General features: G+C 63.6%; 26 protein-coding genes. 17 read left to right on the top strand and 9 right to left on the bottom strand.

The window, feature by feature from the left end; all coding sequences use genetic code 11:
- The first annotated feature begins 8 nt into the window (after positions 1–8).
- The 3 genes from ACOOE1_RS20175 (at position 9) to chrA (ending at position 3020) form a co-directional block, all read left to right on the top strand.
- A complete protein-coding gene (locus tag ACOOE1_RS20175) occupies positions 9–1205 on the top strand; it encodes an MFS transporter (protein WP_420404001.1) in 1197 nt (398 codons plus the stop codon).
- Positions 1206–1293: 88 nt separating this feature from the next.
- Positions 1294–1809, top strand: coding sequence for a disulfide bond formation protein B (locus ACOOE1_RS20170; RefSeq protein ID WP_420404000.1), 516 nt, complete (start codon positions 1294–1296; stop codon positions 1807–1809).
- Entirely contained in the window at positions 1806–3020 is a 1215-nt protein-coding gene (gene chrA, locus ACOOE1_RS20165; RefSeq protein ID WP_420403999.1) for a chromate efflux transporter, read from the top strand. Before ACOOE1_RS20170 ends, chrA begins: the two co-directional genes overlap by 4 nt.
- An 8-nt stretch (positions 3021–3028) precedes the next feature.
- On the opposite strand, the gene ACOOE1_RS20160 is transcribed toward chrA, so the two are convergent.
- Positions 3029–3622, bottom strand: a complete 594-nt coding sequence (locus tag ACOOE1_RS20160) for an HNH endonuclease (RefSeq protein ID WP_420403998.1) — start codon at positions 3620–3622, stop codon at positions 3029–3031.
- 237 nt (positions 3623–3859) lie between these two features.
- Positions 3860–4513 (bottom strand): alpha/beta hydrolase, encoded by a 654-nt coding sequence (locus ACOOE1_RS20155; RefSeq protein ID WP_420403997.1) that lies wholly within the window; start codon positions 4511–4513, stop codon positions 3860–3862.
- An 88-nt stretch (positions 4514–4601) separates the two neighbouring features.
- Here ACOOE1_RS20155 and gluQRS point away from each other — a divergent pair, with 88 nt between their 5' ends.
- The 4 genes from gluQRS (at position 4602) to ACOOE1_RS20135 (ending at position 8956) form a co-directional block, all read left to right on the top strand.
- Positions 4602–5486, top strand: a complete 885-nt coding sequence (gene gluQRS, locus ACOOE1_RS20150) for a tRNA glutamyl-Q(34) synthetase GluQRS (protein ID WP_420403996.1) — start codon at positions 4602–4604, stop codon at positions 5484–5486.
- An 81-nt stretch (positions 5487–5567) separates the two neighbouring features.
- On the top strand, positions 5568–6422 hold the full coding sequence (locus ACOOE1_RS20145) for a TauD/TfdA dioxygenase family protein (protein ID WP_420403995.1): 855 nt from the start codon (positions 5568–5570) through the stop codon (positions 6420–6422).
- Positions 6423–6618: 196 nt separating this feature from the next.
- Positions 6619–7821, top strand: a complete 1203-nt coding sequence (locus ACOOE1_RS20140) for a PAS domain-containing sensor histidine kinase (RefSeq protein ID WP_420403994.1) — start codon at positions 6619–6621, stop codon at positions 7819–7821.
- A gap of 7 nt (positions 7822–7828) precedes the next feature.
- Complete coding sequence (locus ACOOE1_RS20135) at positions 7829–8956, top strand: 2-methylaconitate cis-trans isomerase PrpF family protein (RefSeq protein WP_420403993.1); 1128 nt, start codon at positions 7829–7831, stop codon at positions 8954–8956.
- Here the strand turns inward: ACOOE1_RS20135 and ACOOE1_RS20130 are convergent.
- Together ACOOE1_RS20130 and ACOOE1_RS20125 are read right to left on the bottom strand one after the other, a co-directional pair.
- Entirely contained in the window at positions 8953–9825 is an 873-nt protein-coding gene (locus ACOOE1_RS20130) for a DMT family transporter (RefSeq protein ID WP_420403992.1), read from the bottom strand. The two genes, ACOOE1_RS20135 and ACOOE1_RS20130, sit on opposite strands and share 4 nt — an antisense overlap.
- Before the next feature lie 229 nt (positions 9826–10054).
- On the bottom strand, positions 10055–11212 hold the full coding sequence (locus ACOOE1_RS20125; protein ID WP_420403991.1) for an acyl-CoA dehydrogenase family protein: 1158 nt from the start codon (positions 11210–11212) through the stop codon (positions 10055–10057).
- 268 nt (positions 11213–11480) lie between these two features.
- Between ACOOE1_RS20125 and ACOOE1_RS20120 the strand changes: the two genes are divergently transcribed.
- From ACOOE1_RS20120 to ACOOE1_RS20105, 4 genes are all read left to right on the top strand, one after another.
- Positions 11481–12137, top strand: a complete 657-nt coding sequence (locus tag ACOOE1_RS20120) for a DUF2589 domain-containing protein (RefSeq protein ID WP_420403990.1) — start codon at positions 11481–11483, stop codon at positions 12135–12137.
- A gap of 16 nt (positions 12138–12153) precedes the next feature.
- Positions 12154–12885 (top strand): DUF2589 domain-containing protein, encoded by a 732-nt coding sequence (locus tag ACOOE1_RS20115; protein WP_420403989.1) that lies wholly within the window; start codon positions 12154–12156, stop codon positions 12883–12885.
- Between the two features lie 3 nt (positions 12886–12888).
- Positions 12889–13215 carry a hypothetical protein gene (locus ACOOE1_RS20110; protein ID WP_420403988.1) on the top strand — a complete coding sequence of 109 codons (327 nt, stop codon included), beginning with the start codon at positions 12889–12891 and terminating at the stop codon, positions 13213–13215.
- A gap of 107 nt (positions 13216–13322) precedes the next feature.
- Entirely contained in the window at positions 13323–13988 is a 666-nt protein-coding gene (locus ACOOE1_RS20105) for a CHAP domain-containing protein (RefSeq protein WP_420403987.1), read from the top strand.
- On the opposite strand, the gene ACOOE1_RS20100 is transcribed toward ACOOE1_RS20105, so the two are convergent.
- Entirely contained in the window at positions 13975–15345 is a 1371-nt protein-coding gene (locus ACOOE1_RS20100) for an MmgE/PrpD family protein (RefSeq protein WP_420403986.1), read from the bottom strand. The two genes, ACOOE1_RS20105 and ACOOE1_RS20100, sit on opposite strands and share 14 nt — an antisense overlap.
- A gap of 23 nt (positions 15346–15368) precedes the next feature.
- Complete coding sequence (locus ACOOE1_RS20095; protein WP_420403985.1) at positions 15369–16070, bottom strand: haloacid dehalogenase type II; 702 nt, start codon at positions 16068–16070, stop codon at positions 15369–15371.
- A 294-nt stretch (positions 16071–16364) separates the two neighbouring features.
- Here ACOOE1_RS20095 and ACOOE1_RS20090 point away from each other — a divergent pair, with 294 nt between their 5' ends.
- From ACOOE1_RS20090 to ACOOE1_RS20080, 3 genes are all read left to right on the top strand, one after another.
- Positions 16365–18005: an ABC transporter substrate-binding protein gene (locus ACOOE1_RS20090; RefSeq protein ID WP_420403984.1), complete on the top strand. Its 1641-nt coding sequence runs from the start codon at positions 16365–16367 to the stop codon at positions 18003–18005.
- Positions 18006–18084: 79 nt separating this feature from the next.
- The gene (locus tag ACOOE1_RS20085) at positions 18085–19056 is read left to right on the top strand and encodes an ABC transporter permease (RefSeq protein WP_420403983.1); all 972 of its coding nucleotides are present in this window, start codon (positions 18085–18087) and stop codon (positions 19054–19056) included.
- Between the two features lie 14 nt (positions 19057–19070).
- Complete coding sequence (locus tag ACOOE1_RS20080; protein WP_420403982.1) at positions 19071–19964, top strand: ABC transporter permease; 894 nt, start codon at positions 19071–19073, stop codon at positions 19962–19964.
- Positions 19965–20077: 113 nt separating this feature from the next.
- Here ACOOE1_RS20080 and ACOOE1_RS20075 read toward each other — a convergent pair whose 3' ends face one another.
- The 3 genes from ACOOE1_RS20075 to ACOOE1_RS20065 all read right to left on the bottom strand — a co-directional run bounded on the left by ACOOE1_RS20075 (position 20078) and on the right by ACOOE1_RS20065 (position 23911).
- Positions 20078–21430 (bottom strand): PepSY-associated TM helix domain-containing protein, encoded by a 1353-nt coding sequence (locus tag ACOOE1_RS20075; protein WP_420403981.1) that lies wholly within the window; start codon positions 21428–21430, stop codon positions 20078–20080.
- 76 nt (positions 21431–21506) lie between these two features.
- On the bottom strand, positions 21507–21851 hold the full coding sequence (locus tag ACOOE1_RS20070) for a hypothetical protein (protein WP_420403980.1): 345 nt from the start codon (positions 21849–21851) through the stop codon (positions 21507–21509).
- 200 nt (positions 21852–22051) lie between these two features.
- The gene (locus tag ACOOE1_RS20065) at positions 22052–23911 is read right to left on the bottom strand and encodes an ABC transporter ATP-binding protein (protein ID WP_420403979.1); all 1860 of its coding nucleotides are present in this window, start codon (positions 23909–23911) and stop codon (positions 22052–22054) included.
- Between the two features lie 348 nt (positions 23912–24259).
- Between ACOOE1_RS20065 and ACOOE1_RS20060 the strand changes: the two genes are divergently transcribed.
- From ACOOE1_RS20060 to ACOOE1_RS20050, 3 genes are all read left to right on the top strand, one after another.
- On the top strand, positions 24260–24985 hold the full coding sequence (locus tag ACOOE1_RS20060; protein WP_420403978.1) for an AzlC family ABC transporter permease: 726 nt from the start codon (positions 24260–24262) through the stop codon (positions 24983–24985).
- The gene (locus ACOOE1_RS20055; RefSeq protein WP_420403977.1) at positions 24982–25320 is read left to right on the top strand and encodes an AzlD domain-containing protein; all 339 of its coding nucleotides are present in this window, start codon (positions 24982–24984) and stop codon (positions 25318–25320) included. The genes ACOOE1_RS20060 and ACOOE1_RS20055 overlap by 4 nt, the downstream gene beginning before the upstream one ends.
- A 119-nt stretch (positions 25321–25439) precedes the next feature.
- Entirely contained in the window at positions 25440–25949 is a 510-nt protein-coding gene (locus tag ACOOE1_RS20050; RefSeq protein WP_420403976.1) for a hypothetical protein, read from the top strand.
- Positions 25950–25955: the final 6 nt, after the last annotated feature.

Below are 25955 nucleotides of genomic sequence, written 5' to 3'. Positions count from 1 at the left end.
TTCGCCGGATGCGTCTCGATTCTCCCATCGCCATGCTGGCCGTCGCCGAGACCGTCGTCTGGGCCGGGCTCTACTACATTTTCCCCGCCCTGCTGGTGCATTGGGAGGCCGACCTCGGCTGGTCCAAGACCGAGCTGACCGGAGCCTTCACCGCTTCAATCGCGATTTCCGCGCTCTGCTCGCCCTATGTCGGAAAACTGATCGACCGGGGATACGGCGCGCAGGTTCTGACCGGCGGCACAATCCTCGGCGGTGTGCTGATCATCCTTCTGTCGCAGGTCGACAGCCTGCTGGTCTTCTACGCCGTCTGGTGCGGCCTCGGCGCCGCCATGTCCGCCTGCCTCTACGAACCCTGCTTCATGCTGGTGACCCGGACACGCGGCATCTCCGCGAAGCGGGGCATCACCCTGATCACGCTGGTCGCGGGTTTCGCCGGCACAGTGTCCTTCCCGAGTGCCCATGCCCTTGTGGAGTTCGCGGACTGGCGGTTCGCGGTCCAGGTGTCCGGTGCCTCGGTCCTCCTCATCGGCCTGCCGCTGATGCTCGCGGGCGCCCGGGCGCTCGAAGCCGCACGACTGCACCACGTCCTCGAACCGCCAAGACCCGAGGCGGGTGACGCCGCGCCGGCGAAGTCCGCGCACTTTCTCTCCAACCCCTCATTCTGGCTGCTTGCCGTCGGCTTCGCGCTGATGGCGATTTCCCACGGCGTGGTGATCAATCACCTGCTGCCGTTGCTGAAGGAGCGCGGCGTGGAAGCCGGGCTCGCGGTCGCCGCCGCCTCGATGATCGGCCCGATGCAGGTGCTCGGCCGCGTGGTGATGATGTCGGTGGAGCGTTTCGTCTCCAACTTCGCCGCCATGATCTACTGCTTCCTCGCGGTTTCCGTCGCCTGCGCCCTGCTCGCCGCGGGATCCTCGCTCTGGCTGCTTGCCGGGTTCGTCTTCCTCCAGGGCAGCGGCTACGGCCTGACCAGCATCATGCGGCCCGTTGTCACTCGCGAGATCATGGGGCAAGAGAATTTCGGCGCCATCTCCGGCGCCATGGCGCTGCCTTATCTGGCCTGCTTCGCCGGTGCGCCCTTCCTCGGTTCCCTGCTCTGGGAAATCGGCGGGTACGACTTCGCACTCGAGACCGTCGTCGGGACCAGCATTCTGGGGCTTCTCTGCTATCTCAGGGCCGCGACCCGCGCCCGCCGCACGGCCTGACAGTCAGCCACCGACGCAAGGGCTTGACCTTCGCCACCGGACGGATAGAACCGTCCGGACGCTCCGTCGAACCGCTGGGAACGCTGCCATGCAGACCGGGTCCGTGACATCGATGCTCGACCAGAGACCCGCCTGGCTCGTTCCGGCAGGAGTTTCCCTGTTCTCCACCACCATGCTCGCCGGCGCCTTCGCCTTCCAGTATCTCGGCGGCCTCGCGCCCTGCGTGCTCTGCCTCTACCAGCGCTGGCCCCACGCGGCAGCGATCCTTCTCGGGCTGCTCGCCCTGTTTCTCTCGGCGCGGAATCCCCTTCCGGCCCGCTGGCTCACGATCCTTGGCGGACTCGCCCTGCTGACAAGCGCCGCGATCGGCCTCTTCCACGTCGGCGTGGAACAGCTCTGGTGGGAAGGCACCGCCGAATGCGGCGCCACCGGTACGCCCGACAGTCTCGAGGCCCTGAAACAGCAGCTCATGGCGCAGCCGGTCGTGCGCTGTACGGACATCGCCTGGGAAATGTTCGGAATTTCGATGGCCGGTTACAACGCCCTGCTCTCGGCCGCCGCGGGGCTGCTGGCGATAGCATTGAATCTGCCGAGACGCGCATGAGCGCGCATGGGAAAACGGAACGGCGCTCCTGGTTCGAGATCCTGCTCGTCTTCCTGCGCCTCGGCTGCACCAGTTTCGGCGGCCCGGTTGCTCATATCGGTTATTTCCGGGAGGAATTCGTCACCCGCCGCAAATGGCTCGACGACCGGGCCTATGCGGACATGGTCGCGCTCTGCCAGTTCCTGCCGGGTCCGGCGAGCAGCCAGGTCGGCTTCTCGATCGGGCTGACCCAGGGCGGCCCGCTCGGCGGACTGGCCGCCTGGGCGGGTTTCACCCTGCCTTCGGCGGTCCTTCTGGTTGCCTTCGCCTACGGCGTCGACATCGCCGGAGGGGCGGAAGGAGCCGGCTGGCTGCACGGTCTGAAACTGGTTGCCGTCGCCGTGGTCGCCCAGGCCGCCCTGCAGATGGGCCGTTCGCTCTGCCCCGACGCATCGCGCGCGACGCTGGCCGTTCTGGCCGCCGGCTTCATGCTGGTCGCAGCGCCCGCTTACGGCCAGCTCCTGGTCATTCTCGCCGGTGGTATCTTCGGCCTGGTCGCGCTGAAGCCCGGGGGAACGGGCGAGACGCAGGCCGCCTACGAGACCCGCGTCGGCGCACGGACGGCACTGGTCTTGCTCGTGCTCTTCCTCGCGTTGCTCGCGGCCCTTCCGCTGCTGGCGGCAAGCACGGACAATCTCTACCTCCGGATCGCCGACACCTTCTACCGGGTCGGTGCGCTGGTGTTCGGCGGCGGACATGTCGTGCTGCCGCTGCTGGAAGCGGAAATCGTGCCGCCGGGACTGGTCGACCGGGACACTTTCCTCGCCGGCTACGGGATGGCGCAGGCGATCCCGGGCCCGCTCTTCACCTTCTCGGCCTATCTCGGCGCCGCCGCCACACCGGACGGCAACGGGATCGCCGCCGCCGCGACGGCGCTGGTCGCCATGTTCGGATCGACTTTCCTGCTGGTTCCGGCCGCCCTGCCCTTCTGGGCAAAACTGCGGGCGAACAGTCGGGCCCAGGCCGCGCTCGGCGGGGTCAATGCGGCCGTCGTCGGGCTGATCCTGGCCGCGCTCTACGACCCGGTCTTCATCAGCTCGGTGGTGAAACCGATCGATTTCGCGCTGGTTGCGCTGGCCTATCTCGCTCTTGCGATCTGGAAGCTTCCGCCCTGGCTGGTCGTGTTGCTCGGCGCCGCCGTCGGCTGGGGGGCGCTGGCCGCTGGTCTATAATCGAGGGCTTAGAAAGACGGCTGGCTGTCGAATTCGTCCTGCTCCAGCTCGCTGTCCCAGTAGAGAAAGTCGCGCCAGCTCTCGTGCAGGTAGTTCGGCGGGAAGGCCCGGCCGTTTTCCTGCAACAGGAAGGTCGAGGGCTGGGCCGGCTTGACGATCGGCATGAAGCCTTTCGGAGTCGGCATCCGATCGCCCTTGCGCAGATTGCAAGCACCGCAGGCGGTAACCACATTCTCCCAGCTCGTCCGGCCGCCGCGCGAGCGCGGCACCACATGGTCGAAGGTCAGATCATGAGTCGGGAAGCGGGCTCCGCAATACTGGCAACAGAAACGGTCGCGCAGAAAGACGTTGAACCGGGTGAAGGCCGGCCGCCGCGACTGCGGCACGAACTCTTTCAACGCGATCACGCTAGGCAGCTTCATCTCGAAGCTCGGCGAGCGCACCACATGATCGTATTCGGAAAGGATATTGACCCGGTCGAGGAACACCGCCTTCACAGCATCCTGCCAGGCCCAGAGAGAAAGCGGGAAATAGCTGAGCGGTCTGAAATCCGCGTTCAGAACAAGTGCCGGAGAGGGATGAGCCGCCGATTGAACATTCATGCGTGTCTCTCCCTCCGGCCCGGGGCTTACCGACTAGGAAGCCGGCGAGAGAGTACCGCGCCCGACCACAACATATTGTGGGGTATCACGATGTACATGTGTCGCCGACCTCTGTTTCCAACACGTTGTGCTTCAACTGCAAAGCTTGGATAACAATATATTGTTACGGTTTTTGTAACTTGTCACCGGGTTTTTCTGCACCGCGAAGAAGCGTTGAAAATCCCCTGATATCCGCCGCTATTCAGGTAGTACACGCTGCAGAAAAGCAAGTCCGCGACGCAGCCCTTCTTCATCGATCCCGTGCCCGAGGCCCGGCCTGGACAACGATTCCACTTCGATCCCCACCTTCACAAGGGCTGCCTCGGCGGCCGGCATCGCACCATGCGGCACGACCTCGTCGGCCTGGCCGTGGATCAGGGAGACCGGAGGTCGTGCCCTGATCTCGTCCGCCAGAAGGCCTCCGCCCACCAGGGCACCGGAATACCCGACCACACCCGCCGGTGCATTCTCGAGGCGCGGCGCGAGATGCAACGACATCATCGTCCCCTGGGAGAACCCGACCAGCGCCAGCCGGTCCCAGCCGAGCCCGTGACGCTCCAGTTCCTGCGCCAGATAGTTCTCGAGGATCGGTGCCGCCTCTCGCGCGCCTTTCAGCATGACCTCTTCGGTCCGCACCTGCAGGCTGAACCATTGCCGGCCGAACGGCGCCATGTCGCAGGGGTACGGTGCATGCGGCGAGGCGAAGGCGACGTGCGGCAGATGCGGCGCCCAGACCGGCGCCAGCCCGATCAGGTCGTTGCCGTCCGCACCCAGCCCGTGCAGCAGCACCACGAGCGCTGTCGGCTTCCCGCCGCTGGCCGCTTCCATCCGGGGGCCGTCGAGTTCGATCATTACCGTCTCTCCAATAAAGCCGTCGGGAGACAGGTTTCGCTCCCGTACCGGCTAAGCTACCTATAGCAGGAACCGCGTCCCGCCAAGTTTGGAGACCCAAGTCCTGTCTTCCCCGTCCCCAGTCATATCCGAGCGTCGCACCGTCACGCGCTTCGCCCCCTCGCCGACCGGTGACCTCCATCTGGGGCATGCCTATTCGGCACTTTTTGCGGCGGAGGCGGCGCAGCGCGGAGGCGGCATCTTCCTGCTCCGGATCGAAGATATCGACCTCACCCGCTGCAAACCGGAATACGAGCGGCGGAACATCGAGGACCTCCGCTGGCTCGGCCTCAGTTGGCCGGAACCGGTGCGCCGCCAGTCGGAACATTTCGCCGACTACCAGGCCGCGCTCGACCGATTGGAGGAGATGGATCTGCTTTATCGATGCTTCCTCTCGCGCCGCGAACTGAGCGAAGCGCTCTCGGCACCGCACGGAACTCCTGAGAGCGCTCCCACGGATACGGACAAGCTGCTTTCCGCAGACGAAAGGGCGCGGCGGGCGAAGGACGGCACGCCCTATGCGCTCCGGCTCCGCATGGCGCGGGCGCTTGAGCGGACCGGTCCGCTCTCCTGGTACGACAGGAACAAGGGCCTCCAGCAGGCCCGGCCGGAGCTTTTCGGTGACGTCGTGCTGGCACGGCGCGAGATTCCGACGAGCTACCACCTGTCGGTCACCGTCGACGACGCGCTGCAGGGGGTGACCCTGGTGACCCGCGGCGAGGACCTGTTCCAGTCGACGCATATCCACCGGCTGCTGCAGGCCCTCCTCGGTTTGCCCACGCCGGACTATGACCATCACGGACTGCTGCTGGACGAGGAAGGTAAGCGGCTCTCAAAGCGCGCCCTGTCGACCTCCATTCACGACCTGCGCGCGGAAGGCCTCCGCCCCGAGGAGGTCCGCCGCCTGGCCGCTCCCAGCCGCTCCGTGGAATAGATCGCAGCTCCCGCTTGCCCGACGGCACTGCCGTCAGTTTAGATTGCAGCAACGCATGTCAATTGCGGCAGGGAGGACAGGATGGCGCAATCCAGGCAGATCGAGCAGACGCTTGACATCCGTCCGCTCGCGGGAGCTCTCGGCGCCGAAATCCATGGCATCGACGCGTCGCGCGAGCTGGACGATGGATCAGTTTCGGCACTCCGCCAGGCCTTGCTTGAACATCTCGTGATCTTCCTGCCGGGGCAGGAATTCACGCCGGCGCAGCAGCTGGCTTTCGCCCGGCGTTTTGGCGAGCCAGTGATCTATCCCTTCGTCAAGGGACTCGAAGATTTTCCCGAGATCACCCCGATCCTGAAACGCGAAGAGGACCGCAACAATTTCGGCGGCATCTGGCATTCCGACACGGTGTACCAGCAGCAGCCGCCGATGGGCACGATGCTCTATGCCCTCGAACTGCCTCCCTATGGCGGCGATACCCTGTTCGCCAACCAGTATCTCGCGTACGAGGCGCTTTCGGACGGCATGAAGGACCTGCTCGGAGGGCTGAAGGCGATCCACATATCCGGCAAGAGCCGGGTCCAGCAGACCCGGACCGATATGATGAAACATGCCTCGGCCGGTATGAAGGGTGACGAGTTGCAGTCCTGTCACCCCGTCGTGCGCACGCATCCTGAAACCGGACGCAAGGCGCTCTATGTCAACACGGCCCATACGATCCGCTTCGAGGGCATGACCGAAGAAGAGAGCACGCCCATTCTGGAGTTCCTCTTCGAGCATCAGATCCAGCCCGAATTCACCTGCAGATTTCGCTGGAGTCCGGGTGCATTGGCGTTCTGGGACAACCGGGCAGCGATGCATTACCCGATTAACGATTATCAAGGATTTCGGAGGCTGATGCACCGGATAACCCTGGCGGGAGACAATCCATTTTGAGGTGACTCGCGACGCCGAACCACCATTCCAAATTGAATACAATTTCACTAAACCCACTACTAAATAAAGTGGATTGAGAACCCGTTTGCACTTAGTCTTGTGACGTGGCGGCAAAGAATGGCCGTCGGCCGCCTGTTCGGTTGGGGGGGATAGGCAGGCCGGATCTGTTCACAGAAATCAGCCGGGAACGACCACATTGCCGCATACAAGCCTCCGGGGCCAAGGTAACTTGGGGAACGATTCAGAGCCGCCATTTGGCAAGGCCTCGGAAGGTCTTAGTCAAAACGATCTGCCGATTCCGATCGATGCGGTTCCGGACCCCTTGGTCGTGTTCGATTCCGAAGGGATCATCCGCGGCGCCAACAGGTTGCTCGGACACCTGCTAGGCTACAAGGCCTCCGACCTGATCGGCCAGCAGGCCGAGATACTGTTTCCCAACGCCGACCGTGCCGCGCATCGCTCCATTCGTCAGAGCCTCCTTGCGCGTCCCGTGGAAGCCGCACCGACCCTGCACCGGGAAGTCTTCGCCAGACAGCGGCAGGGCAGCCTCATCCCGGTCGAGATGTCGATGATGCGCGTGCCCACCGAAGTCGGCGTCATGTTCACCGCCTCTTTGCGGGACAGTACGCGTCATGTGGAGATCGAGAAGGCACTGACCGAAGCGGTCGACGAGGCGGATGCCGCAAATGTCGCAAAAAGCCGTTTCCTCGGCACGATGAGCCACGAGTTGCGTACCCCGCTCAATGCGATCATCGGATTCTCCGAAATGATCCAGCACGAGACTCTCGGCCCGATGCCGCACGAGAAATATGCCGACTATGTGAAGACCATCGGCGTTTCGGCTCGGCACCTGCTCGACCTGATCAATGAACTTATCGACCTCTCGCTCATCGAGGATAACAATCTGCGCCTCAGACTCGAGCGCTCAGACCTGAGAGAAATCCTGCGGGAATGCCATTCCGTGATCGATCCGCGGGTTAAGGCTGAGAAGCTGAAAATCCGCTTGTTGCTGCCGAAGGAACCGGTGCGCCATCCCGTCGACCCCCAGAGGTTGAGACAGGTCCTGCTGAATCTGCTGAGCAATGCCGTGAAGTTCACCGATGCGGGCGGCACGGTCACCCTGGCGCTTTGGCGCGACACGACCGGCGTGAAAGTTCAAGTCACCGATACCGGAACCGGGATCGCACCGGCGGTTCTCGCCAACGTCTTCGATCTCTATGTCCGCTCCGAAGCCAAGCGCAATGTCACGGCCGGCGGCCTCGGCATCGGCTTGCATGTCTCCAAGCGGCTCACCGAGGCGATGGGCGGTACGATCGGCGTGGAAAGCGAGCTCGGCCGCGGAACTACTGTGACCTTGACCTTCCCTCCGACGCCCGCGGCCCCCGCCAACGAGAGATAGCCGCCCCATGCCCAGCACCAGGATCCCGGCCTGTTTCATGCGCGGCGGTTCCAGCAAGGGCGTGTTCTTCACCGCTGACGACCTCCCGGCGGCACATGCGCTATGGGATCCGCTTTTTCTTTCCGTCATCGGCAGCCCCGATCCCTACGAACGTCAATTGAACGGAATGGGCGGCGGCGTCTCCTCGCTCTCGAAAGCCGCGGTGATTTCCGCGAGCCTGCGCGAAGAGGCAGACCTCGATTTCACCTTTGCCCAGGTCTCTGTCGCCAAAGCTCTGGTCGATTACAGCTCCAATTGCGGAAACCTCTCCTCCGCCGTCGCGCCGTTCGCGCTCGAGCGCGGGCTTATCCGGCGCGACGACGGGCCGGCCTCCGTCCGCATCTTCAACACAAACACGAACAAGATGCTGATCGCCCAGCTGGAAGTCTCGGAGGGTCGCGCGGTCGAGAGCGGCGCGTTCGCCATTCCCGGCGTTGCCGGAACCGGATCTCCGATCCGTCTCGATTTCCTGGATCCCGCCGGCGCCGGAACCGGACGCCTGCTCCCCAGCGGAAATCTGAAGGATCTGATCGAAGCGGAAGACGGCCGTGTCTTCGAGGCCAGCCTGATCGATGTCGGCAATCCCTGCGTCTTTCTGGATGCCGGGGCATTCGGGCGCAGTGGAAACGAGACCATCCGGGATCTGGAGAGCGACACCGCTTTGACGATCCTGCTGGAGGATCTACGCCGCAAGGCGGCCGTGCTGATGGGGCTTGCGGATGAAGAAAGCGCTGCGCCGGCGGCGGTGCCGAAGATCGCCTTCGTCGGCACGCCGCTTTCCGCAAAGGATCTCGCCGGCAAGGCGATCGATCCCGCCGCCGCCGACCTCGCCGTCCGGATGCTCTCGATGGAGAACGTTCATCGGGTGCTGCCGCTGACGGGCGCCATGTGCACCGCCGTCGCCAGCCGGATCCCCGGAACCGTTCCGGCCGGTCTGGCCAGGAAATCCGACGGAGATGTGCGGCTCGCCAATCCTTCCGGGATACTGCCGATCGGTACCGATGTCAGCCTGGACGGTGCGCCGACAGTGCGCTCCGTCAGCGTCACCCGTACGGCGCGGCTGCTGATGACCGGAGAAGTGGTCGTACCGGCCTAGCGGTAGAACGCAATCAGCGCCACCGAAGCGCAGACGATCAGAACCGCCAGCGCAATCTTCGCGGTCAGCACCTCGCGGCGAAAGATCACCAGACTGAGGATCATGCTGAAGATCGGCGCTGCGGCAATGATCGGCACCACGGTCACGACCTCGCCTAGCAGCAGCGCCTGATTGAGGCAAAGCACGGCAAAGCCGAACGCGAGCCCGGCGAACGCGAACCATCTCGGCCCGGATGCATTCCAGACAAACGGCGCGTCGACCTTCTTCACGAAGCGCGCGCCGGTCGCGATGACCGCCGAAACGGTAAACCCGACAAGTGTGGCGAAATAGGGATCCGGAATGAACTCCATCCCGAACTTGGAGAGGACATGCGCAGCGGCACGCAGCATGGCCGCGCCAAGCGGAAAGAGCAGAGCCCAGAGCGGCCAGGAATGCGTGCTCAGGTTTCCGCGACGGGACAAGAGGAAAACACCCGCCACGATCCCGGCGGTTCCGAGCGCGGTTGCCGGCGTCAGATGTTCGCCGAGCAGAAAGATACCGAGGACGAGGCCCCAGAGCGGCGAGGTCGACGCAAGGGTCGAGGCCAGAGTCGGGCCGAGATAGCGGATGCCAATGACCGAGAGGTTCGCCGAAAGCGCCGGGCGGAACAGTCCGACCGCGGCGAAAACAAGAACCACCGGATGCAGCCAGTAGGACCAGTCCATGAAGATCGGCGCGACGATCCAGTACATCAGCGCGGAAAAAACGATGGAGATCGCGGCCCCTGTGCGCGAGTCCAGAGTCTGGACCCCCAGGCCCTGGAACTGCCCGCCGACGGCGAACAAGAATGCCGCGAAGAGCGCCAGCAGCGGTGGAATGTATTCGGTCATCTACAGGCCAGTCGGCAAGACATGGAGACGCGGGCCGACGGATCGTCCCGACCATCTGATTTTCAAGCATCAATTCGTGCCGCGAAACTGCCGTTCGGGGCACGGGTGCCATGCCAGAACGCGGCGCCGCTTCTGCCCGGTCAGTCATTGTCTGCTGATATCCATCTCCGGGTTGCGGACGACGCCGACCCAAATGCCGATCAGGCAAGACGACGCGCCCGCGGCTCGACTATTTCGCTTTCGGCGGCCGTTGCGAGAAGCGGCGCCCGAAAACGCCTTCGGCGATCCGGTTCTTCATCATCTCGAGGCTGCCGCCGGCGATCTGCCAACCGCGGGTCCGCCGCCAGCAATATTCGACCAGGCTCTCCTCGGTATAGCCGAGCGCACCCAGTACCTGCATCGCGTCATTGGCAGCGCGGAAGCCGGCTTCGTTGCAAAGCAGCTTGGTGATCGCCGTGTCGTAGGCGGACGGCAGCCGGTCGGCGGCTTCCGTCGCGACCTTGTAGAGCATCAGCTGGGCCGCCTCCATCTGCGCGGCCGCCTCGGCGAACTTCCACTGGATGCCCTGAAAGTCGGCGAGTTCGCGGCCGAACTGCCTGCGCGTCAGGGCATGTTCACGGGCGATCTCGAAGGCATGCCGGCCGAAGGCGAGCGCGCGGGCGGAATTGCCGATCCGCTCCACGTTGAAGGCCGAGATCTGCTTGCGGAACCCGCCCTCACCGAGAAGGACATTTTCCGCCGGGACATGGACATTGTCGAAATAGAGCTGACACCAATGCTCACCGCCGACATAGCGCACCGGCTCGCCGAAAGTGAATCCCTCCTGTCCGCGCTCGAGAATCACGGAGCCAATGCCGTCGATCCCGGGGCCGTAGCGGAGATAGATGAGAAAGATTTCCGCTTCCGGGCTGTGGGTGGAGAAGACCTTGCTCCCGTTCACCCGGAAGCCGTCCCCGTCGGGAGTGGCCGAGGTGACGAGCTCGGTCGCCGCGGAGCCCGCTTCGGGCTCGCTCATCCCCAGCGAGATCGCGATCTCGCCCGCGAGCAGGCGGGTGAGCCACTTTTCCTTCTGCAGCGGCGTCGCATATTCGGCGAAGGTCCGGATGGGGCCGAAATTCCCGGCCTGGATCACGTCCGCGCTGCGCGGGCAGACTTCCGCGACAGCCTGGATCGCGAGCACCGCGTCCATCACCGAACCACCCTGCCCGCCATCCTCCTCGGCAAAGGTGATCCCCATCAGGCCCTGCTCGGCCATCAGTTTGGCGATCTTGAAGGGGAAGCCGTCCTCATGTGCCCGGGCCAGCGCGCCGTCGCGCAAATGACGCTCCGCGAAACCGCGCACCGCATCCTGGAAGAGCCGCTGCTCCTCGCTCAAACTGAAATCCAAGTCCGCCTCCCGGGTGAATTATTGTCGCCGCGACTGTCCCACCCGGACGCCGTTCGCTCAACAGCGCTTTCCGTCAACATCCTGACTCCACTTGGGAAATATTCCGACGCGGCAACACCGATCAATTCAGTAATTCCCCCAAAAAGAGAAGAATTTACAATACAACGCTATTTTGAGTTACATTAATTCGTCATACAGGCATATGAACTCCATACGAAATGGGGACCGTTCGATATAAATAAACCATTCGGAAAGTAGAGGTATTGTCATGGCAAAGGTAAATATCGGCGCCGAGCTTTCGGCGCTTCCTCTCGGCGAAATGTTGTCCGGCCCACTGACGGCGGCGATAGAGGCGCAAGCCATGTCCGCTGTATCCACTGCGGAGTTCGTCAACCTTGTCGGCTTCGAGGAAGACAGCGGCGGGACCGGCGGCGCCCGCAAGGTCGTCATGATTCCGTTCGAGTTCGAGAGCACGGTCGTCAATCCGGAAACCGGAGAAGCGACGGAAAAAACGACTGAACTCACGGTGCCCCTGCTCTCAATGGTGGAAGCCCCGCATATCTCGATCGAGGATCTTTCGGTCAGCTTCGAATTCAAGATCCGCGACGTGATGAGCAAGTCGAACCAGTTCAAGCTCGCCACCAGCAGCACGACGAGCGCGAGCCTCAATATCAAGAATACGGTCGGCGCCAATATCGGCCTGCCTCAATTCAAGCTCGGTGCTTCGGCGAGCACGGAGACGACCGCCAACTTCAAGACGAACTTCAATGTCTCCGCCACCTATCAGCGCTCGGCCCGACACGAAACCGACCGCAGCGCAACGCTCAAGATGACGATGAATGCACGTCAGCGTGTGCCGGAAGGCTTCCAGCGCGTGCTGTCGATCCTGAACGACGCCATCACCGCGCAGGTCGAAACCGCCTAGACCTCGGGATAGTCAAATGCCCAACGGATCGAGTTTCGGGGACAATGCCGCCGCCCTCGGCTCTCTGCTTGCCGCCCCGATCACCGCATTGCAGGAAGCCCAGGTGGAGGCCGAAAAACAGGTTCTCGATTTCATTCTGGAATACGGTCTGGAGGAGGTACCGCCGGCTGCCGATGGCACCTCGCGACCGCCCGAAATCAGGAAACTTTCCTTCGAAATGGAGCGGTCACTGCCCGATCCGCGCGAAGCCGGCTCGGCGACCAATCACCGTGCGACCGTCTCGGTCCCCCTGCTCTCGATCATGCGTCTTCCGGCGATTCAGGTCAGCGACGCGACCATCGACCTGACGGTGGAGATCGAGCAGGAGGCGGAGACCGAAGGGACCGGACCCGACACCGGCGCGGCCCCGGGCGGCACATTGCTTGGCCGTCGGATCGTGAGGCGCCTGGACCGCAGCAATGTGCGGTTCGAACGCGCGCGTTCGAAACTCAATGCTCGCATCGTTTCGAAAAGCAAGCGGACGACCAGTCAACGCGGCAAGATGGACATCCGACTGACGCTGAAATCGCCGACCGAGGACGCTCCTTGGGACCAGATCCTCGGCCTTCTCGAGGGCGCCATCCAGGCAACGGTCGAGCTTCCCGACAACGATGCGGACGGTGACAATCCCGACGGAGAAACCGATCACGATCCCGACGGCGATCCCGTAGGCGGTCCCGACGACGATCCGGACGGCAGGGAGACATAAGTCTTGGCACGGACACCGACACCGCGGGCGGGCACCGGCCTCAGGATACCGTTATCCGAGTTCCTGGCTCTGCTGCAGGGCGAGTTCGCCAGGGCGGAATCACTTGCCGGCGACGAGGACCGGCCGCCGCTCGCCATTACCCGGGCGGAAATTGCCTTCTCGTATCTGGTGGCCGGAACCGACGCGCAGGCGGGTGTCGTCATCGAGCTCGGTGCGCAGACCTTGCGCGAGGCTCCGCCGGCGGCCCTGCACAGTCTGCGGGTGACACTGCTCGATCTGGAGACCGCGGAAGCCATCGGATCCGACCGACGGGGCGGAGAGGAGCAATGAGCCTGGATCTCACACAACTCTTTCGCCGGCGCGGCACCTCCGCCACCGGGGGATTCTCAGCATTCCGCTTACCCACCGGAAGGACCGGAAGGAAAAGCAAATCCGGATTGCCGAACGCGCTTCCCGGTTTCGGTCCGCTGCCAGGGTTTTCTCTGCCGGATCTGGGGTTCGACGGCGGCGGCAACGCCGGCCCCGCGCACCCGTCCGCACCACGCGCACCTTCCGCCCCGAAGGCGCCCGAGACCGGCGGCGGGACGTCCGACGACGAAGTCTATGCCCGACAATCCAGACCGGACGGCACCGATCAATACAAACCGTCGAAAGGTGCGTCCGCGCACGGCCGGAAAGCCGTCACGACAGCCGAACAGGAGTTCGGCGCCAAGGAAGAACCGAAAGGCTCGAATGGCGGGCCGGAGGTGGATCCGTTTACCGGCGGGCGGCGCGAGGCCTGGTGCTGCCATTTCGTCAGCTGGTGCGTAGAGCAGCACGGCACCAGCCCGTTCGGACATCTCGCCTGGGTCGAGGGCCTCAGGCGCTGGGGAAAGAAGTCCGGGAGCTACTTCTCCTCCGGCGCCTCGCCGCCGGTCCGCGGCGACATTTTCCTGATGGCGCGCTACGACCGCACCGGAAAACTGGTTGGCGGCCACACCGGGTTCGTCACCTCACACAATCCGGGCAACGAGACCTTCGACACGATCGAAGGAAATACGTCCGACCGGGTCGACACACGCACCCGCCGGCTCGACACGGTCGACGGCTTTATCCGGCTTTGAGCGCGGGAGCACCGACCGGCAAAGCCGCCAGCGTCGGCATTGTGTCGATACGCCAGATCGCGTCTCGCAGAGCGTCGCTCCCGCCGCCGAGGACATCCGCCGTCAGCTCCGTGAACTTGGCGTCGAGTTCCGCATCGCTGAGCGGGGCATCGGGATCGCCCTTGCGGGTGGGTGCGTGGTGGCTGAAATGGCGTCCGTCCACCGTCTCGATTGCGACCCGCGCGGACCGCTTCTTCGGGAATGCCGCCTCGCAGTCCGGATCAACCGAATGGTCGACCTTCGCTGCGATGGCTCGAATGTCCGGGTCGGCGAGCGCCTCGGGCGTAAAGGCGGCGATCCGCACCGCGCCGGTCGCGATTGCCGCACCGACGCAATAGGGGAGCGAGAACTTCGCCTCGAAGGCCGTCTTCGGATCCGCATTGCCGCAGATCTCGAGCGATTTCGCATAGGACCCGACCTCTATGCGCGCAATATCTCCGACCGCAAGGCCGTTGGCCGTGACGATCTCCCACGCGGCATCCACAGCGGCGTGCACATGTCCGCACGCCGCATGGTTCTTCTGCGTCGTGCGCTCGATGGTCCAGTCCGTCCCGAGGCCGGCGACCGCGGCGGTCCAGTCGACGTTCCGGCTCATCGCCGCGCCGAACCCGGCCGCACCGTCGAGAATGTCCAGCGCACCGGTGATCCCCGCTTCCGCCATGCGGGCCGCGAGCAGGCCGCCTTCGGCCGCCCGGCCGGCATGCAACGGCTTGCTCATCGCCTCGGCGCGAAAGGCCTGCTGCAACCCCGCCGCCATGGTGCCGGCACTGGCCAGCGCGTGCGCCGTCTGCGACGCGGAAAGGCCGAGGACCGCGGAAGATGCCGCGGCAGCGCCGAAGAACCCGACGGTCGCCGTCGTGTGCCAGAAATCATAGTGCGCCGGATTGACCGCGGCGGCGATCCGGTTGGCGGTCTCGTACCCGGCAATCACGGCCCGCAGGAAAACCTCGCCGGACACGCCCTTGTCCTCGGCAAGCGCAAGCGCCGCCGGAATCACCACAACCCCGGGATGGAACAGTCCGTCCCTGTAGATATCGTCGAATTCGACGGTGTGCGATGCGGCGCCGTTGATCAATGCCGCCGCCCGCGCGGTCGCTCTGCGGCCGGACGGAATCAGCCGGGCGCGTCCGCGATCTAGGTCCTCCGCGACGGCGCTTTGAAGAAGCGTCGCCGGAGACAGAACGCCTCCCGGCACCGTGGCGGCGAACCAGTCGAGGACGCAACGCCGGGCATGATGCCGCGCCACCTCCGGCATATCCGCCTTGTCGAGGCCAGCGACAAAACCGGCGAAATTCTCTATCGGGCTCTTTACGGCCATGGCTCGTCCTCCCTCTCCCGCGCTCAGCACCCGAGCTGATCGGCGACGCCCTCCATCGACTCGGCGACCACGTCGAATTCGTGCTCGGCCTTGAAATCAACCGTCTGCTCCGGCCCATACTCCGTCGGGCGGGCGATGAAGGCGGCCTTCAGGCCGAGGTCACGGGCGGCGACGAGATCGCTATTGTGCGCGGCGACCATCATGCACTCCTCCGGCGCCAGATGCAGCAGGCGGCATCCGGTCAGATAGGTCTCCGGATCAGGCTTGTAGGTCTGCGAAATCTCGGCACCGAGAATCATGTCCCACGGCAAGCCGCCATGTTTGGCCATATCGACCATGAGCGCGACATTGCCGTTCGACATCGTGGCAATAATGAACTTCCTCTTCAGCCGCGTCAGACCCGGCACGCTGTCCGGCCAGGGCGAGAGACGATGCCAGGCCCGGTTCAACTCGTCGATCTCCGCCTCGCTCAGATCGTCGATGCCGAATTCCGCCAGCACCTCGATCAGGTTTTCACGGTGCAGCGTGTCGAGCGCGACGAACCCCCGATTACCGGACCGGACCACCTTCATCGCCGGCTGGTAACGTCGGCGCCAGGCCAGCGCGAAGGCCTGACCGTCGATCCCGAGCCCTTTCGCATCCGAAAGCCGCTCGACCTCTGCGGCGATACTGTTGCGCCAGTCGACCACCGTTCCGAAGACATCGAAGAACAGCGCTTTAACCATTTCAGCCCCCGTTCGTATTATTGTTGCGTTCCCGTACTCCGGAAAAGCCTGCGCCCAGCGCACAGTTTTCTTGACCGGAAATCGAAAGCCGGGACAATGGTATACAGTTCGTTCGGCTGGAAGACCGGAAAACAACGGTTAGCAGACCGACGAAAGGGTAGGCGAACGGAGGAACGTCAGGCAACGCTCCCAAATGGCAAGAGTGTCTTCTTCGCTGTGCGAAGAGGCGTTGCTGCGCGCGACAAACCGCGCCTTCTCAAACAAGAATTCCGCATTAGGGAAGGAGTAACGTCCATGAAGAAGCTTTGGCGGTCTACCGCCACCACTGCGCTGGCCATCGGTGTCGCGGCCCTGTTCGGCCCCGCCGCCGCAAAGGCCGAGACACCGCAATATGGCGATGAATTGCGCATGGTGGTCGGCTCGAAAATCCCGTCCTACGACGCGCATATCGAGTCCACCTTTGGCATGATCCACCCGATCCGCCCGTTCTACAGCGTGCTGATCCGGGTCAATCCCGAGAACCCGTCCTCGCCGACCGATTTCATCTGCGATGTGTGCGAGGGCGATGTTCCGACAGCGACCGAAGGGGGCACGAAGTACACCTTCAAGATCCGCAAGGACATCAAGTTCCATGACGGAACGCCGCTGACCGCGCATGACGTCAAGGCGACCTTCGACAAGATCGCGTTTCCGCCGGAAGGCATCGCCTCCAACCGCGTCGCCTATTTCCGTTCGGTCGAGTCGATTACCGCGCCGGACGACTACACGGTCGTCTTCAAGCTGAAAAACCCGACCGGCACCTTCCTGCCGTCGGTCGCCATGCCGTTCAACTTCATCTACGCGAAGAAGGACCTGGATCAGCACGGCTACACCTGGCACCAGAAGAACATCAATGGATCCGGCGCGTTCCGCTTTGTCGAGCATGTTCCCGGTAGCCATGTGAAGGGCGTCAAGTACGAGGATTATCACCACGAGGGGCGTCCGTTCCTCGACGGCTTCACTGCGATCTCGGCTCCGAAAATGTCCGTGCGCCTGCAGGCGATCCGCGGCGGCCAGGCCGACATCGAGTTCCGCGGTTTCCCGCCGAAAGCGCGTGACGACCTCGTCAAAGCGCTCGGTGACGACATCACGGTCCAGGAAAGCGACTGGAACTGCGTCCTGATCGTGACGCCGAACCACCAGGTCAAGCCGATGGACGATCCGCGGGTCCGCCGGGCCCTGTCCCTCGCGATCGATCGCAAGGGCGGCTCTCAGTACCTCTCCAAGATCGCCATCGTGAAGACGGTGGGCGGCATCGTCTTCCCGGGTCACCCGCTTGCGGCGACCGAAGCCGAACTGGCCAAGCTTGCCGGCTATGGCAACGATATCGAGGCCAACCGGGCGGAAGCGAAGCGTCTGCTCAAGGAAGCCGGTCACGAGAACCTGAAGGTCACTCTGCATAACCGCGGCGTCGACCAGCCCTACAAGGTTGTCGGCACCTGGCTGATCGACCAGTGGAAGAAGATCGGCGTGCAGGCGGAGCAGTGGGTTCAGCCTTCCACTCCGTTCTATGCAACGCTGCGGACCAAGAAAGACTTCACGATCTCGCTCGACTTCAACTGTCAGTCGATCATCAACCCGATCGCCGACATCTCGAAGTTCCTTCCGGGCGCAGGCGCGAACTACGCCTACTTCCAGGACGAGCAGCTGGTGAAATGGTACGATGAGCTCCTGGCCGAAGGTGACGAAGGCAAGCAGCGCGAAATCATCCGCAAGTACGAAGCGCGGGTGCTGGATGAGCTGGCGTCCCAGTTCATCACGCTGTGGTGGTACAAGATCAACCCGCACCGCTCCTACGTGAAGGGCTGGAAGATCGCACCGAGCCATTATCTGAACCAGGCTCTGGATAACGTTTGGATCGATCAGGCCGAAAAGAAGCGCCAACTCGGCGGCTGATCACCCAAGAATGATGTCGGCCGTCCCGCCTCGTGCGGGGCGGCCGTCCTTTTCCCAAAGAAGGCTTTAGACGGCAGGCATGTACGGATACATCGTCAAACGCATGCTCATGCTGCTCCCGACTCTGGTCGGAGCGGCGATCCTGGTGTTCCTCCTGTTGCGGCTTGTCCCGGGCGATATCTGCCTGATCAAGTTCGGTGGAGAAGGCGCATACGCGGATCCGGAGCAAATCAAGCAGTGTCAGATCCAACTCGGACTGGGCGACCCGATCTATGTCCAGTTCTGGGACTACCTGAAGGGCTTCTTTGTCCTGGATCTCGGCACTTCCATGTGGACCGGAAAGCCGGTGACCGAGGAGATCGGCGTACGCTTCCAGCTTTCGCTTCAGATCGCGGTCATGGCGACCCTGACCTCGATCATCATCGCCATCCCGCTTGGCGTGATTTCCGCCGCGAAGCAAAACACGATGGTCGATTACGTGATCCGGGGCTTCAGCATCGCCGGAATTGCGATGCCGTCCTTCTGGCTCGGGATCCTGATCATTCTCGGGCTGCTTATCGGAACCCAGGAATTCATGGGGCGTCCCTGGATGCCACCGATCACCTACCTTCCGATTTGGGAGGACCCGATGCACAACCTGTCGCAGCTCATCTGGCCGGCGCTTGCGACCGGGTACAGGTACTCCGCCGTGGCGACACGCATGACGCGCTCGGCCATGCTTGAGGTGCTGCGCGAAGACTATGTACGGACCGCGCGGGCGAAGGGGCTGATCGAAAAGGTCATCATCAACAAGCACGCGCTGAAGAACGCGATGCTGCCGGTCGTGACCATCATCGGTATCGAGTTCGCATTCCTCATGGGCGGCCTCGTCGTGACCGAGCAGGTGTTCAATCTGAACGGCCTCGGCAAGCTCTTCGTCGAATCGGTAACCCAGTCCGATTACACATTGACTCAGGCACTGGTGATGCTGGTCGTGACCATCTTTGTGGTCATGAACTTCGTCGTCGACGTGCTCTATGCGTGGCTCGACCCGCGCATCCGCTACAGCTGAGGGAGATGCAGAACATGAGCACCATGGAAGCAGGTCCCGAGTCCAACACCGGGTTCCGGCGCACGACGGTCATGGACCATGTCGGCCGGCTCGTGCGTCGCCAGCCGCTCGGCACCGGCGGCGCGATCGTCATCATCGTCATGCTGGCAATGGCACTCTTCGCAGATGTCATTGCCCCGTACGACCCGGAGGCGAACAGTTTCGAACACATGCTTGTCCCGCCGAGCTGGGATTTCCTGCTCGGCACCGACCAGTTCGGCCGAGACCTGTTCTCGCGCATCGTCTACGGCGCGCGTACAGCGCTCTTCGTCGGCTTCGTCTGCGCCATCGTCGGCGCGTTCGGAGGGCTGGTACTGGGCGTCGCAAGTGCCTATTTCGGCGGCTGGTTCGATATGATCATGCAGCGCATCATCGATGTGTTCATGGCCTTCCCGCTGATCATCATGGCCCTTGCCATCGTCGCCATTTTCGGGACCGGCACGGACAAGGTGATCATCGCGATCACCATCCCCTTCATTCCGCGCTGCGCCCGCGTGGTCCGGTCCAGCGCGCTCGCGGTCCGCGAGATGCCCTATATCGATGCCGCACGCTCGATCGGCTACGGGCATATCCGGATCATCATGAAGCACATCGCCCCCAACGTGGTGGCGCCCTTCCTGATCATGCTGACCGCCTTCCTCGGGGAGGCAATCCTGCTCGAGGCCTCGCTCTCCTATCTCGGTCTTGGAGTGCAGGAGCCGACACCGGCCTGGGGCCTCATGCTGCAGGGTGGAGCCGAGGAATATGCCGAGAGCGCACCCTGGGTGCCGATCTGGCCGGGTCTTGCGATCACCATCGCGGTGTTCGGCTTCAACCTCTTCGGCGACGCGGTCCGCGACATCCTGGATCCGAAACTGCGGACCCGGTGAGGCCCATACATAAAACACAAAAAACCCCGCCAGATGGCGGGGTTTTTTTTACCCGAAGTCACCGATGGTCGGCCCGGAAGCCGCACCTCGACCACTCACGGGCAAAGTAAGGATCATGCTGCCTTCCAGCGGGCCGTGATGAGCAACCCGCATTCGATCGCGGCCGCCAGCAGAAGTGTCAAGCCGACAAGCGGGAAGAACGCTCCCAGCAATATGGCGATCACCAGCACCGTTCTCGGCAGGCGCCAGTCCCTCGGCATCGGCGGAACACCGATTTGCCCGGTTGGGCGACGTTTCCACCACATCACCGCCGCAGAGACCGACATCAATACGATCGCAATACAGGCGAGCAAGAGCACGATCTGATTCAGAACGCCGAACTCCTGGCCCATATGGACGCTGATACTCCACTCCGCAGCCCGGCCGAGTGCGCCGAGATCGGCAAATCCCATGTCGGCCAGAACCTCGCCGGTATACTGATCGAGATGGATCACCCGCTCCCGGGAAACGTCGTCGGGATAGACAGACGCCGTGAAGACGCCCTCGGGGCCGCCTGGCACCGCAATCGAGTATCCCGGATGGATTCCAGCCTCCTCGACCGTGCGAACGACAGTATCGAGACCGACCGGCACGCCCTTTGCCGCACTGGAAAGCGGCATCGGCTGGTTCTCCAGGATCCAGGGCGATTTCTCCAACGCTTCGGCCGTCGGCACGGTCGATGTCGGATACTTGCTCCAATATCCGTCCGGCATGCCTATACCAGCCGCGTAGGACAGGTCATAGAACTGCTTTCCCCATACGCCCGACCACGGCAATCCAGTCAGCGCGAGGAATACGATGAACCCTGCCGTATAGATCCCGGTCACCGCGTGTAGGTCCCGCCAGAGCGCCCGCCCGGAGGTCTTGCGAAGCCGGAACGCTCCGACATTGCGTCCACGCGGCCACCAGAGATAGGTGCCTGTAATCACCAGCAGGACGGACCAGCCGGCGACGCATTCGATGACCCTGTTCCCGAACCAGCCGATATATTCGAGGCTGTGCAGCTTGCGGATCGTCCACATCAGTGTCGATCCGGCGAATCCGGCATCCCAGGTGCTGCCGAGAACGGCGCCTGTGTAGGGATTGACGTAGATTGCGGTCTTCACACCATCCTCGCCGACCGCCTTCACGAGGGCCGCCCGGTCCGGCCCGGAAGGCGGATTGTAGCCTTTCAGCTTTCCGGGATAGGCCGCAAGCGCCCGCCCCGCCAGTTCGGACGGTGCTAGCTGCGCGCTCGCAAGTGGCCGGACATGACTCAGGTCGCCATAGAGGGCGTCGTTGATCTCGTCCTTGAAGAGGTAGAGCGCGCCGGTTACGGCGATAAGGATCATGAAGGGCAGGACCAGGAGGCCTGCATAGAAGTGCCATCGCCAGACAGCACGATACAGCGCGGAAACTGGCGTTCCGCCGGAAACAGAAGGTTTCATTTTTTCATCCATAGCAACGGGATGCCGCTCCGCACCGACGCGGAACCGGCAGAGGATTCACCAAACGGCCTAGAACTCAGACCGGGAGATCAGGCGGTCCTCGGGCCAGAGATGTCTTGAGGGAAAGGCTCCCGTCGAAATCCGCGGCAACCGCCACGAAGCGAACGCGGGAGAAATAGGCCGCATCCCGGCCATCCGCTGCAGGATCGGCCGCCATCGCATGGAACTGTGCGAACCAGGGGCATTGGTCGGATTTCGGTGCCGGCTCCTCGTCCCGCGGCGGCTCGAGGCCGAGCGAGGAGAGCGGGATATAGACAATCTCGTCCCCCGTGCAAATCGCCGCAAACCCGTCCTTGCGCGGCAACCCGTCGAGCGGTCCGAAGGCATGCGAGAGAAGCGAAACAACAAGCAGCAGGGACATGAAAATGCCCCGTCCCCTAGCCTGTCTTCCGCGCCCCCCGAACATGAGGCGTTTCTATCACGGATATCGTTGCCGCCCAGAAAAATCCGGCGTCCATCCAAGCTGTCCCGGATCGTCTCTGAACGATATGCCGCGACAAAGAAAAGCGGCGCCCCACGGCGCCGCTTTCCGATCATCCGGTTTGCCCGAAGAAGGTGCGTTCACCCCTCCAGCACGAAGTGCCCTTCCCCAACCTGGCGGTAGTTGCGCTTCGGCGGCTCGTAGCCCATCGGCTTCAGCGGGCTCGGGATCTCGTCCGTCATCAGGTTGAGTTCCCGTTTCCGGCGCGACGGATCGGCGACCGGGACCGCCGACATAAGCTTCTTCGTATAGGAATGCTGGGCGTTCTCGAACACCGCGGCGCGCGGTCCGATCTCGACGATCTCGCCGAGATACATCACCGCGACGCGATGGCTCACACGCTCCACCACCGCCATGTCATGGCTGATGAAGAGATAGGCGAGGCCGAATTCCTCCTGCAGATCCATCATCAGGTTGACGACCTGGGCCTGGATCGACACGTCAAGCGCCGACACCGCCTCGTCGGCGATGATCAGCTTCGGACCGAGCCCGAGGGCACGGGCAATGCAGAGACGCTGCCGCTGGCCGCCGGAGAATTCATGCGGATAGCGTTCCGCGTGCTCGGCATCGAGACCGACACGGCGCAGCAGCGAGACCACCCGTTCGTCCGCGTCCTTGCCCCTGGCGAGCCCGTGCACGATCATCGGCTCGGCGATCGCCGAGCCCGCCGTCATGCGCGGGTTGAGCGAGGCGAACGGATCCTGGAAGATCATCTGCATATCGCGGCGGAGCGGACGCATCTTCTTCGGGTCGAGCCCCATGAGCTCGGCGCCCTCGAACTTGATGCTGCCGCTGTTCGGTTCGACCAGCTTGATGATCGAGCGGCCGGTGGTCGACTTGCCGCAGCCGGATTCGCCGACGAGAGCCAGGGTTTCGCCCGGCTGCAGTTCGAACGAGACACCCTCAACCGCGTGGACCCGTGCCGTCGCCGCGCCGAACATGCCCTTGCGGATATCGAACCGGGTGGTCAGCCCCTCGACCTTGAGCAGCGGCGGAGCCTCGTGGCGGACCGTGTCCTGCATCTCCTCGAGCGTCGCCTCGGCGCTCGCGCCTTCCTTGACCACGTCGCCCTCGGCCCGGTTCACGTCGACATTGGCGAACTTGGCCGGGAAGGTCTTGCCCTGCATGGAACCGAGCTTCGGCACCGCGGCGAGGAGCGCCTTGGTATAGGGGTGTTCCGGGTGGTGGAAGATCTGCTCGGCCGGGCCTTCCTCGACCTTCTCGCCCTTCAGCATGACGACGACGCGGTCCGCCACCTCCGCCACGACGCCCATGTCGTGGGTGATGAACATGACCGACATGCCGATTTCCTGCTGCAGCATCTTGATCAGATCGAGGATCTGCGCCTGGATCGTCACGTCGAGCGCCGTGGTCGGCTCGTCCGCGATCAGCAGGCTCGGCCGGCAGGCGAGCGCCATGGCAATCATGACGCGCTGGCGCATGCCGCCGGAGAGCTGGTGCGGATACTGGGTGAGCTGCTTCTCCGGCTCCGGAATGCGCACCAGCTTCAGCATCTCGAGCGCGAGATCAAGCGCCTCCTGCTCGCTCTTGCCCTGGTGCAGCATGATCGTCTCGGCGATCTGGAAACCGATGGTGAACACCGGGTTCAGCGAGGTCATCGGCTCCTGGAAGATCATCGAGATGTCGTTGCCGCGGATATCCCGCATCAGACCCTGCGACGATGTCGCGATATCGATCACCTCGCCGTTCTTGCGGCGGAAGTTGATGTCTCCTGAAACGATCTGACCGCCTGCATAATCGGTCAGCCGCATCAGCGTCATAGCGGTCACGGACTTGCCGGAGCCGGACTCCCCGACCACGGCCAGAGTCTCGCCCCGGTCGATATGCCAGGAAACCCCGTCGACCGCTTTGACGGTCTGGTCGTCCAGCGGAAAATGTACCCGAAGATCGTTCACTTCGATCAGTCGGTCCTGATGCATTTATACGGCCTCCCTGGCTCGCTCGTCTGATGCCGGTGCTTTGGAGTTTTTGTTGTCGCACCCTGTTTCAAGCCGGGGAGTGTGTCCGGTTTTCGGCATTGAATCCAGACGCAATATGGCAAATTTCGCTTGTCGGAAGCGGCTCTTCCGTTCCGCCCCCGAACATTAGCGCCAAACGTGCGAAATGCCCTCGACGCTCCCCGATAGGCTGACGGCGCGTCGGGCCACCCGGTTTCTCCGCCGTCCCGGCATCCCGCCGCGGCGCCATCCGGGGTCGGCTTTTCGTAGCCAGGCCCGGGAACGATCTGGCAGGTTTCCGGTTCCGAACAACAGGGGACCGAACAGGACATGAAGGCGGGGAAAGAGACGTCCGGCCCCGGCCCGGACCGCCGCACGGCATTCTACCAAGGTGTTCGCCACGGGCTGGCGGTGCCGTCCATCGTCGTGTTTTCCACCATGCTCGGCTTCGGCTCGCTCGCCAATGCGAGCGGCTTTTCCGCCTTCGAGGCCTTCCTCTCGACCCTTCTGGTCTGGGCGATGCCGGGCCAGGTGGCAATGGCGGATCTGAGTGCCTCCGGCGCCGATCTGTTCGTCATCCTGCTTGCCGTCTCGATGGCGAGCGTACGGTTCTTTCCGATGGCCACCATCCTGGTCGGCACCTTCCGCAGCGCGTCGCCCGACCTGCCGCGCCAGTTTCTGATCGCGCACCTGATGTCGGCAACGACCTGGCCGATGGGCATGGCGGCGAGCCAGCGCATGCAGCTGCCTTCCGCCATGGCCTATTACTGGCCGGTCGCCACGCTCTGCATCACCATGGGCTGCATCGGCACGCTCGCGGGCTACTGGCTCTCCGCCGACATGCCCGATATCGCCCGCATGACCCTGGTGTTTCTGAATGTGATCTTCCTCTCGCTGCTGTTCGCGCAGAACCGGGACCGGCTGGTCATTCTGGCGGTGGCGGCCGGCGCCGTGCTCGGCCCGCCGCTGCATGCGCTCGAGCCGAACTACGGCGTCCTGCTGACCGGCGTGATCGGCGGCAGCTTCGCCTATGCCCTGCTCGGGAGGCGGCGATGAGCGGCGCCGCCGTCTCTCCCCTCGCCCTCGTCCTGCTGGCGGCGGCGGTCACCTTCCTCTGGCGCGCGCTCGGCGCCCTGCTCGCCTCGAAGATCGACACCGAGGGCGCGCTCTTCCGCTGGATCGCCTGCGTCTCCTACGCCACCGTCGCCGGTCTGATCAGCCGCATGGCGGTGCTGCCCACGGGCGACCTCGCGGAAACCCCGCTCGCCCTCCGGCTCGGCGCCGTGGCGATCGGTTTCGCGGTCTATTTCCTCGCGAAGCGGAACCTGCTGCTGGCAGCGGGTGCGGGCGCGGCGAGCTTTGCCGGCGGGCTCGCCCTTCTTCCGCTCTGAACCGGCGCAAGCCCCCGCAACAATTAGGAAATTCCTTTCTCGTCCGAAATCGGGCACACTCTCCCCGGATGGGAGAGCCCGGCGGCCGGCAAAGGCCGCATATGTGGAGAATCCGTTCCATGGCCAGGCCACTCAACCCGATCGACACCGAAGAGGACCCGCGTCCGGATCCGCTCAATCCGGCGGAGGACACGCCGAGCGATCTCGCGGAAACGACCCATGCCGAGTTTCTGGCGATCTATCGCGACGCCTCGGACAATCTGCGTTTCGCCAAGACGCAGCAATGGCGCTCGGTGCTCTATTTTTCCGTCGGTGCGACGCTTGTGACCGCTTACGGAGAGTGGACGCACTGGCAGGACAAGGATCTCTCCCGCCTGCTGCTTTTCATGGTCTGGGTCTTCAGCCTCGCCAGCGCCGCGCTTATCGTCAGCCTGCAATGGTGGCAGGCGGCGGAGAACAGCAAGATTGCCTACGTCGCATCGAAATGGGGCAGTTTCAGCACCGCCGCGCGGAACCGGAAATCGAAGCTGCTGAGCGACATCCAGCGCTACGGCATCCTGATCGCGATGATCCTCTATCTCGAATTCGCGACCATCGCGGTGACGCGGATCTTCCTCTTGAAACTCTGAACCCGA

Source organism: Nisaea sp., from assembly GCF_965216895.1.
Taxonomy (GTDB): domain Bacteria; phylum Pseudomonadota; class Alphaproteobacteria; order Thalassobaculales; family Thalassobaculaceae; genus Nisaea.
Note: the sequence above shows the minus strand (reverse complement) of the source record. Positions and strands in the feature narration are given on the sequence as shown.

Coding starts and splice junctions, on each gene's coding strand:
- ACOOE1_RS20175 (WP_420404001.1), top strand. CDS start 9: ATGCGTCTCGATTCTCCCATCGCCATGCTGGCCGTCGCCGAGACCGTC.
- ACOOE1_RS20170 (WP_420404000.1), top strand. CDS start 1,294: ATGCAGACCGGGTCCGTGACATCGATGCTCGACCAGAGACCCGCCTGG.
- chrA (WP_420403999.1), top strand. CDS start 1,806: ATGAGCGCGCATGGGAAAACGGAACGGCGCTCCTGGTTCGAGATCCTG.
- ACOOE1_RS20160 (WP_420403998.1), bottom strand. CDS start 3,622: ATGAATGTTCAATCGGCGGCTCATCCCTCTCCGGCACTTGTTCTGAAC.
- ACOOE1_RS20155 (WP_420403997.1), bottom strand. CDS start 4,513: ATGATCGAACTCGACGGCCCCCGGATGGAAGCGGCCAGCGGCGGGAAG.
- ACOOE1_RS20145 (WP_420403995.1), top strand. CDS start 5,568: ATGGCGCAATCCAGGCAGATCGAGCAGACGCTTGACATCCGTCCGCTC.
- ACOOE1_RS20135 (WP_420403993.1), top strand. CDS start 7,829: ATGCCCAGCACCAGGATCCCGGCCTGTTTCATGCGCGGCGGTTCCAGC.
- ACOOE1_RS20130 (WP_420403992.1), bottom strand. CDS start 9,825: ATGACCGAATACATTCCACCGCTGCTGGCGCTCTTCGCGGCATTCTTG.
- ACOOE1_RS20120 (WP_420403990.1), top strand. CDS start 11,481: ATGGCAAAGGTAAATATCGGCGCCGAGCTTTCGGCGCTTCCTCTCGGC.
- ACOOE1_RS20115 (WP_420403989.1), top strand. CDS start 12,154: ATGCCCAACGGATCGAGTTTCGGGGACAATGCCGCCGCCCTCGGCTCT.
- ACOOE1_RS20100 (WP_420403986.1), bottom strand. CDS start 15,345: ATGGCCGTAAAGAGCCCGATAGAGAATTTCGCCGGTTTTGTCGCTGGC.
- ACOOE1_RS20095 (WP_420403985.1), bottom strand. CDS start 16,070: ATGGTTAAAGCGCTGTTCTTCGATGTCTTCGGAACGGTGGTCGACTGG.
- ACOOE1_RS20090 (WP_420403984.1), top strand. CDS start 16,365: ATGAAGAAGCTTTGGCGGTCTACCGCCACCACTGCGCTGGCCATCGGT.
- ACOOE1_RS20085 (WP_420403983.1), top strand. CDS start 18,085: ATGTACGGATACATCGTCAAACGCATGCTCATGCTGCTCCCGACTCTG.
- ACOOE1_RS20080 (WP_420403982.1), top strand. CDS start 19,071: ATGAGCACCATGGAAGCAGGTCCCGAGTCCAACACCGGGTTCCGGCGC.
- ACOOE1_RS20075 (WP_420403981.1), bottom strand. CDS start 21,430: ATGAAACCTTCTGTTTCCGGCGGAACGCCAGTTTCCGCGCTGTATCGT.
- ACOOE1_RS20070 (WP_420403980.1), bottom strand. CDS start 21,851: ATGTCCCTGCTGCTTGTTGTTTCGCTTCTCTCGCATGCCTTCGGACCG.
- ACOOE1_RS20065 (WP_420403979.1), bottom strand. CDS start 23,911: ATGCATCAGGACCGACTGATCGAAGTGAACGATCTTCGGGTACATTTT.
- ACOOE1_RS20060 (WP_420403978.1), top strand. CDS start 24,260: ATGAAGGCGGGGAAAGAGACGTCCGGCCCCGGCCCGGACCGCCGCACG.
- ACOOE1_RS20055 (WP_420403977.1), top strand. CDS start 24,982: ATGAGCGGCGCCGCCGTCTCTCCCCTCGCCCTCGTCCTGCTGGCGGCG.
- ACOOE1_RS20050 (WP_420403976.1), top strand. CDS start 25,440: ATGGCCAGGCCACTCAACCCGATCGACACCGAAGAGGACCCGCGTCCG.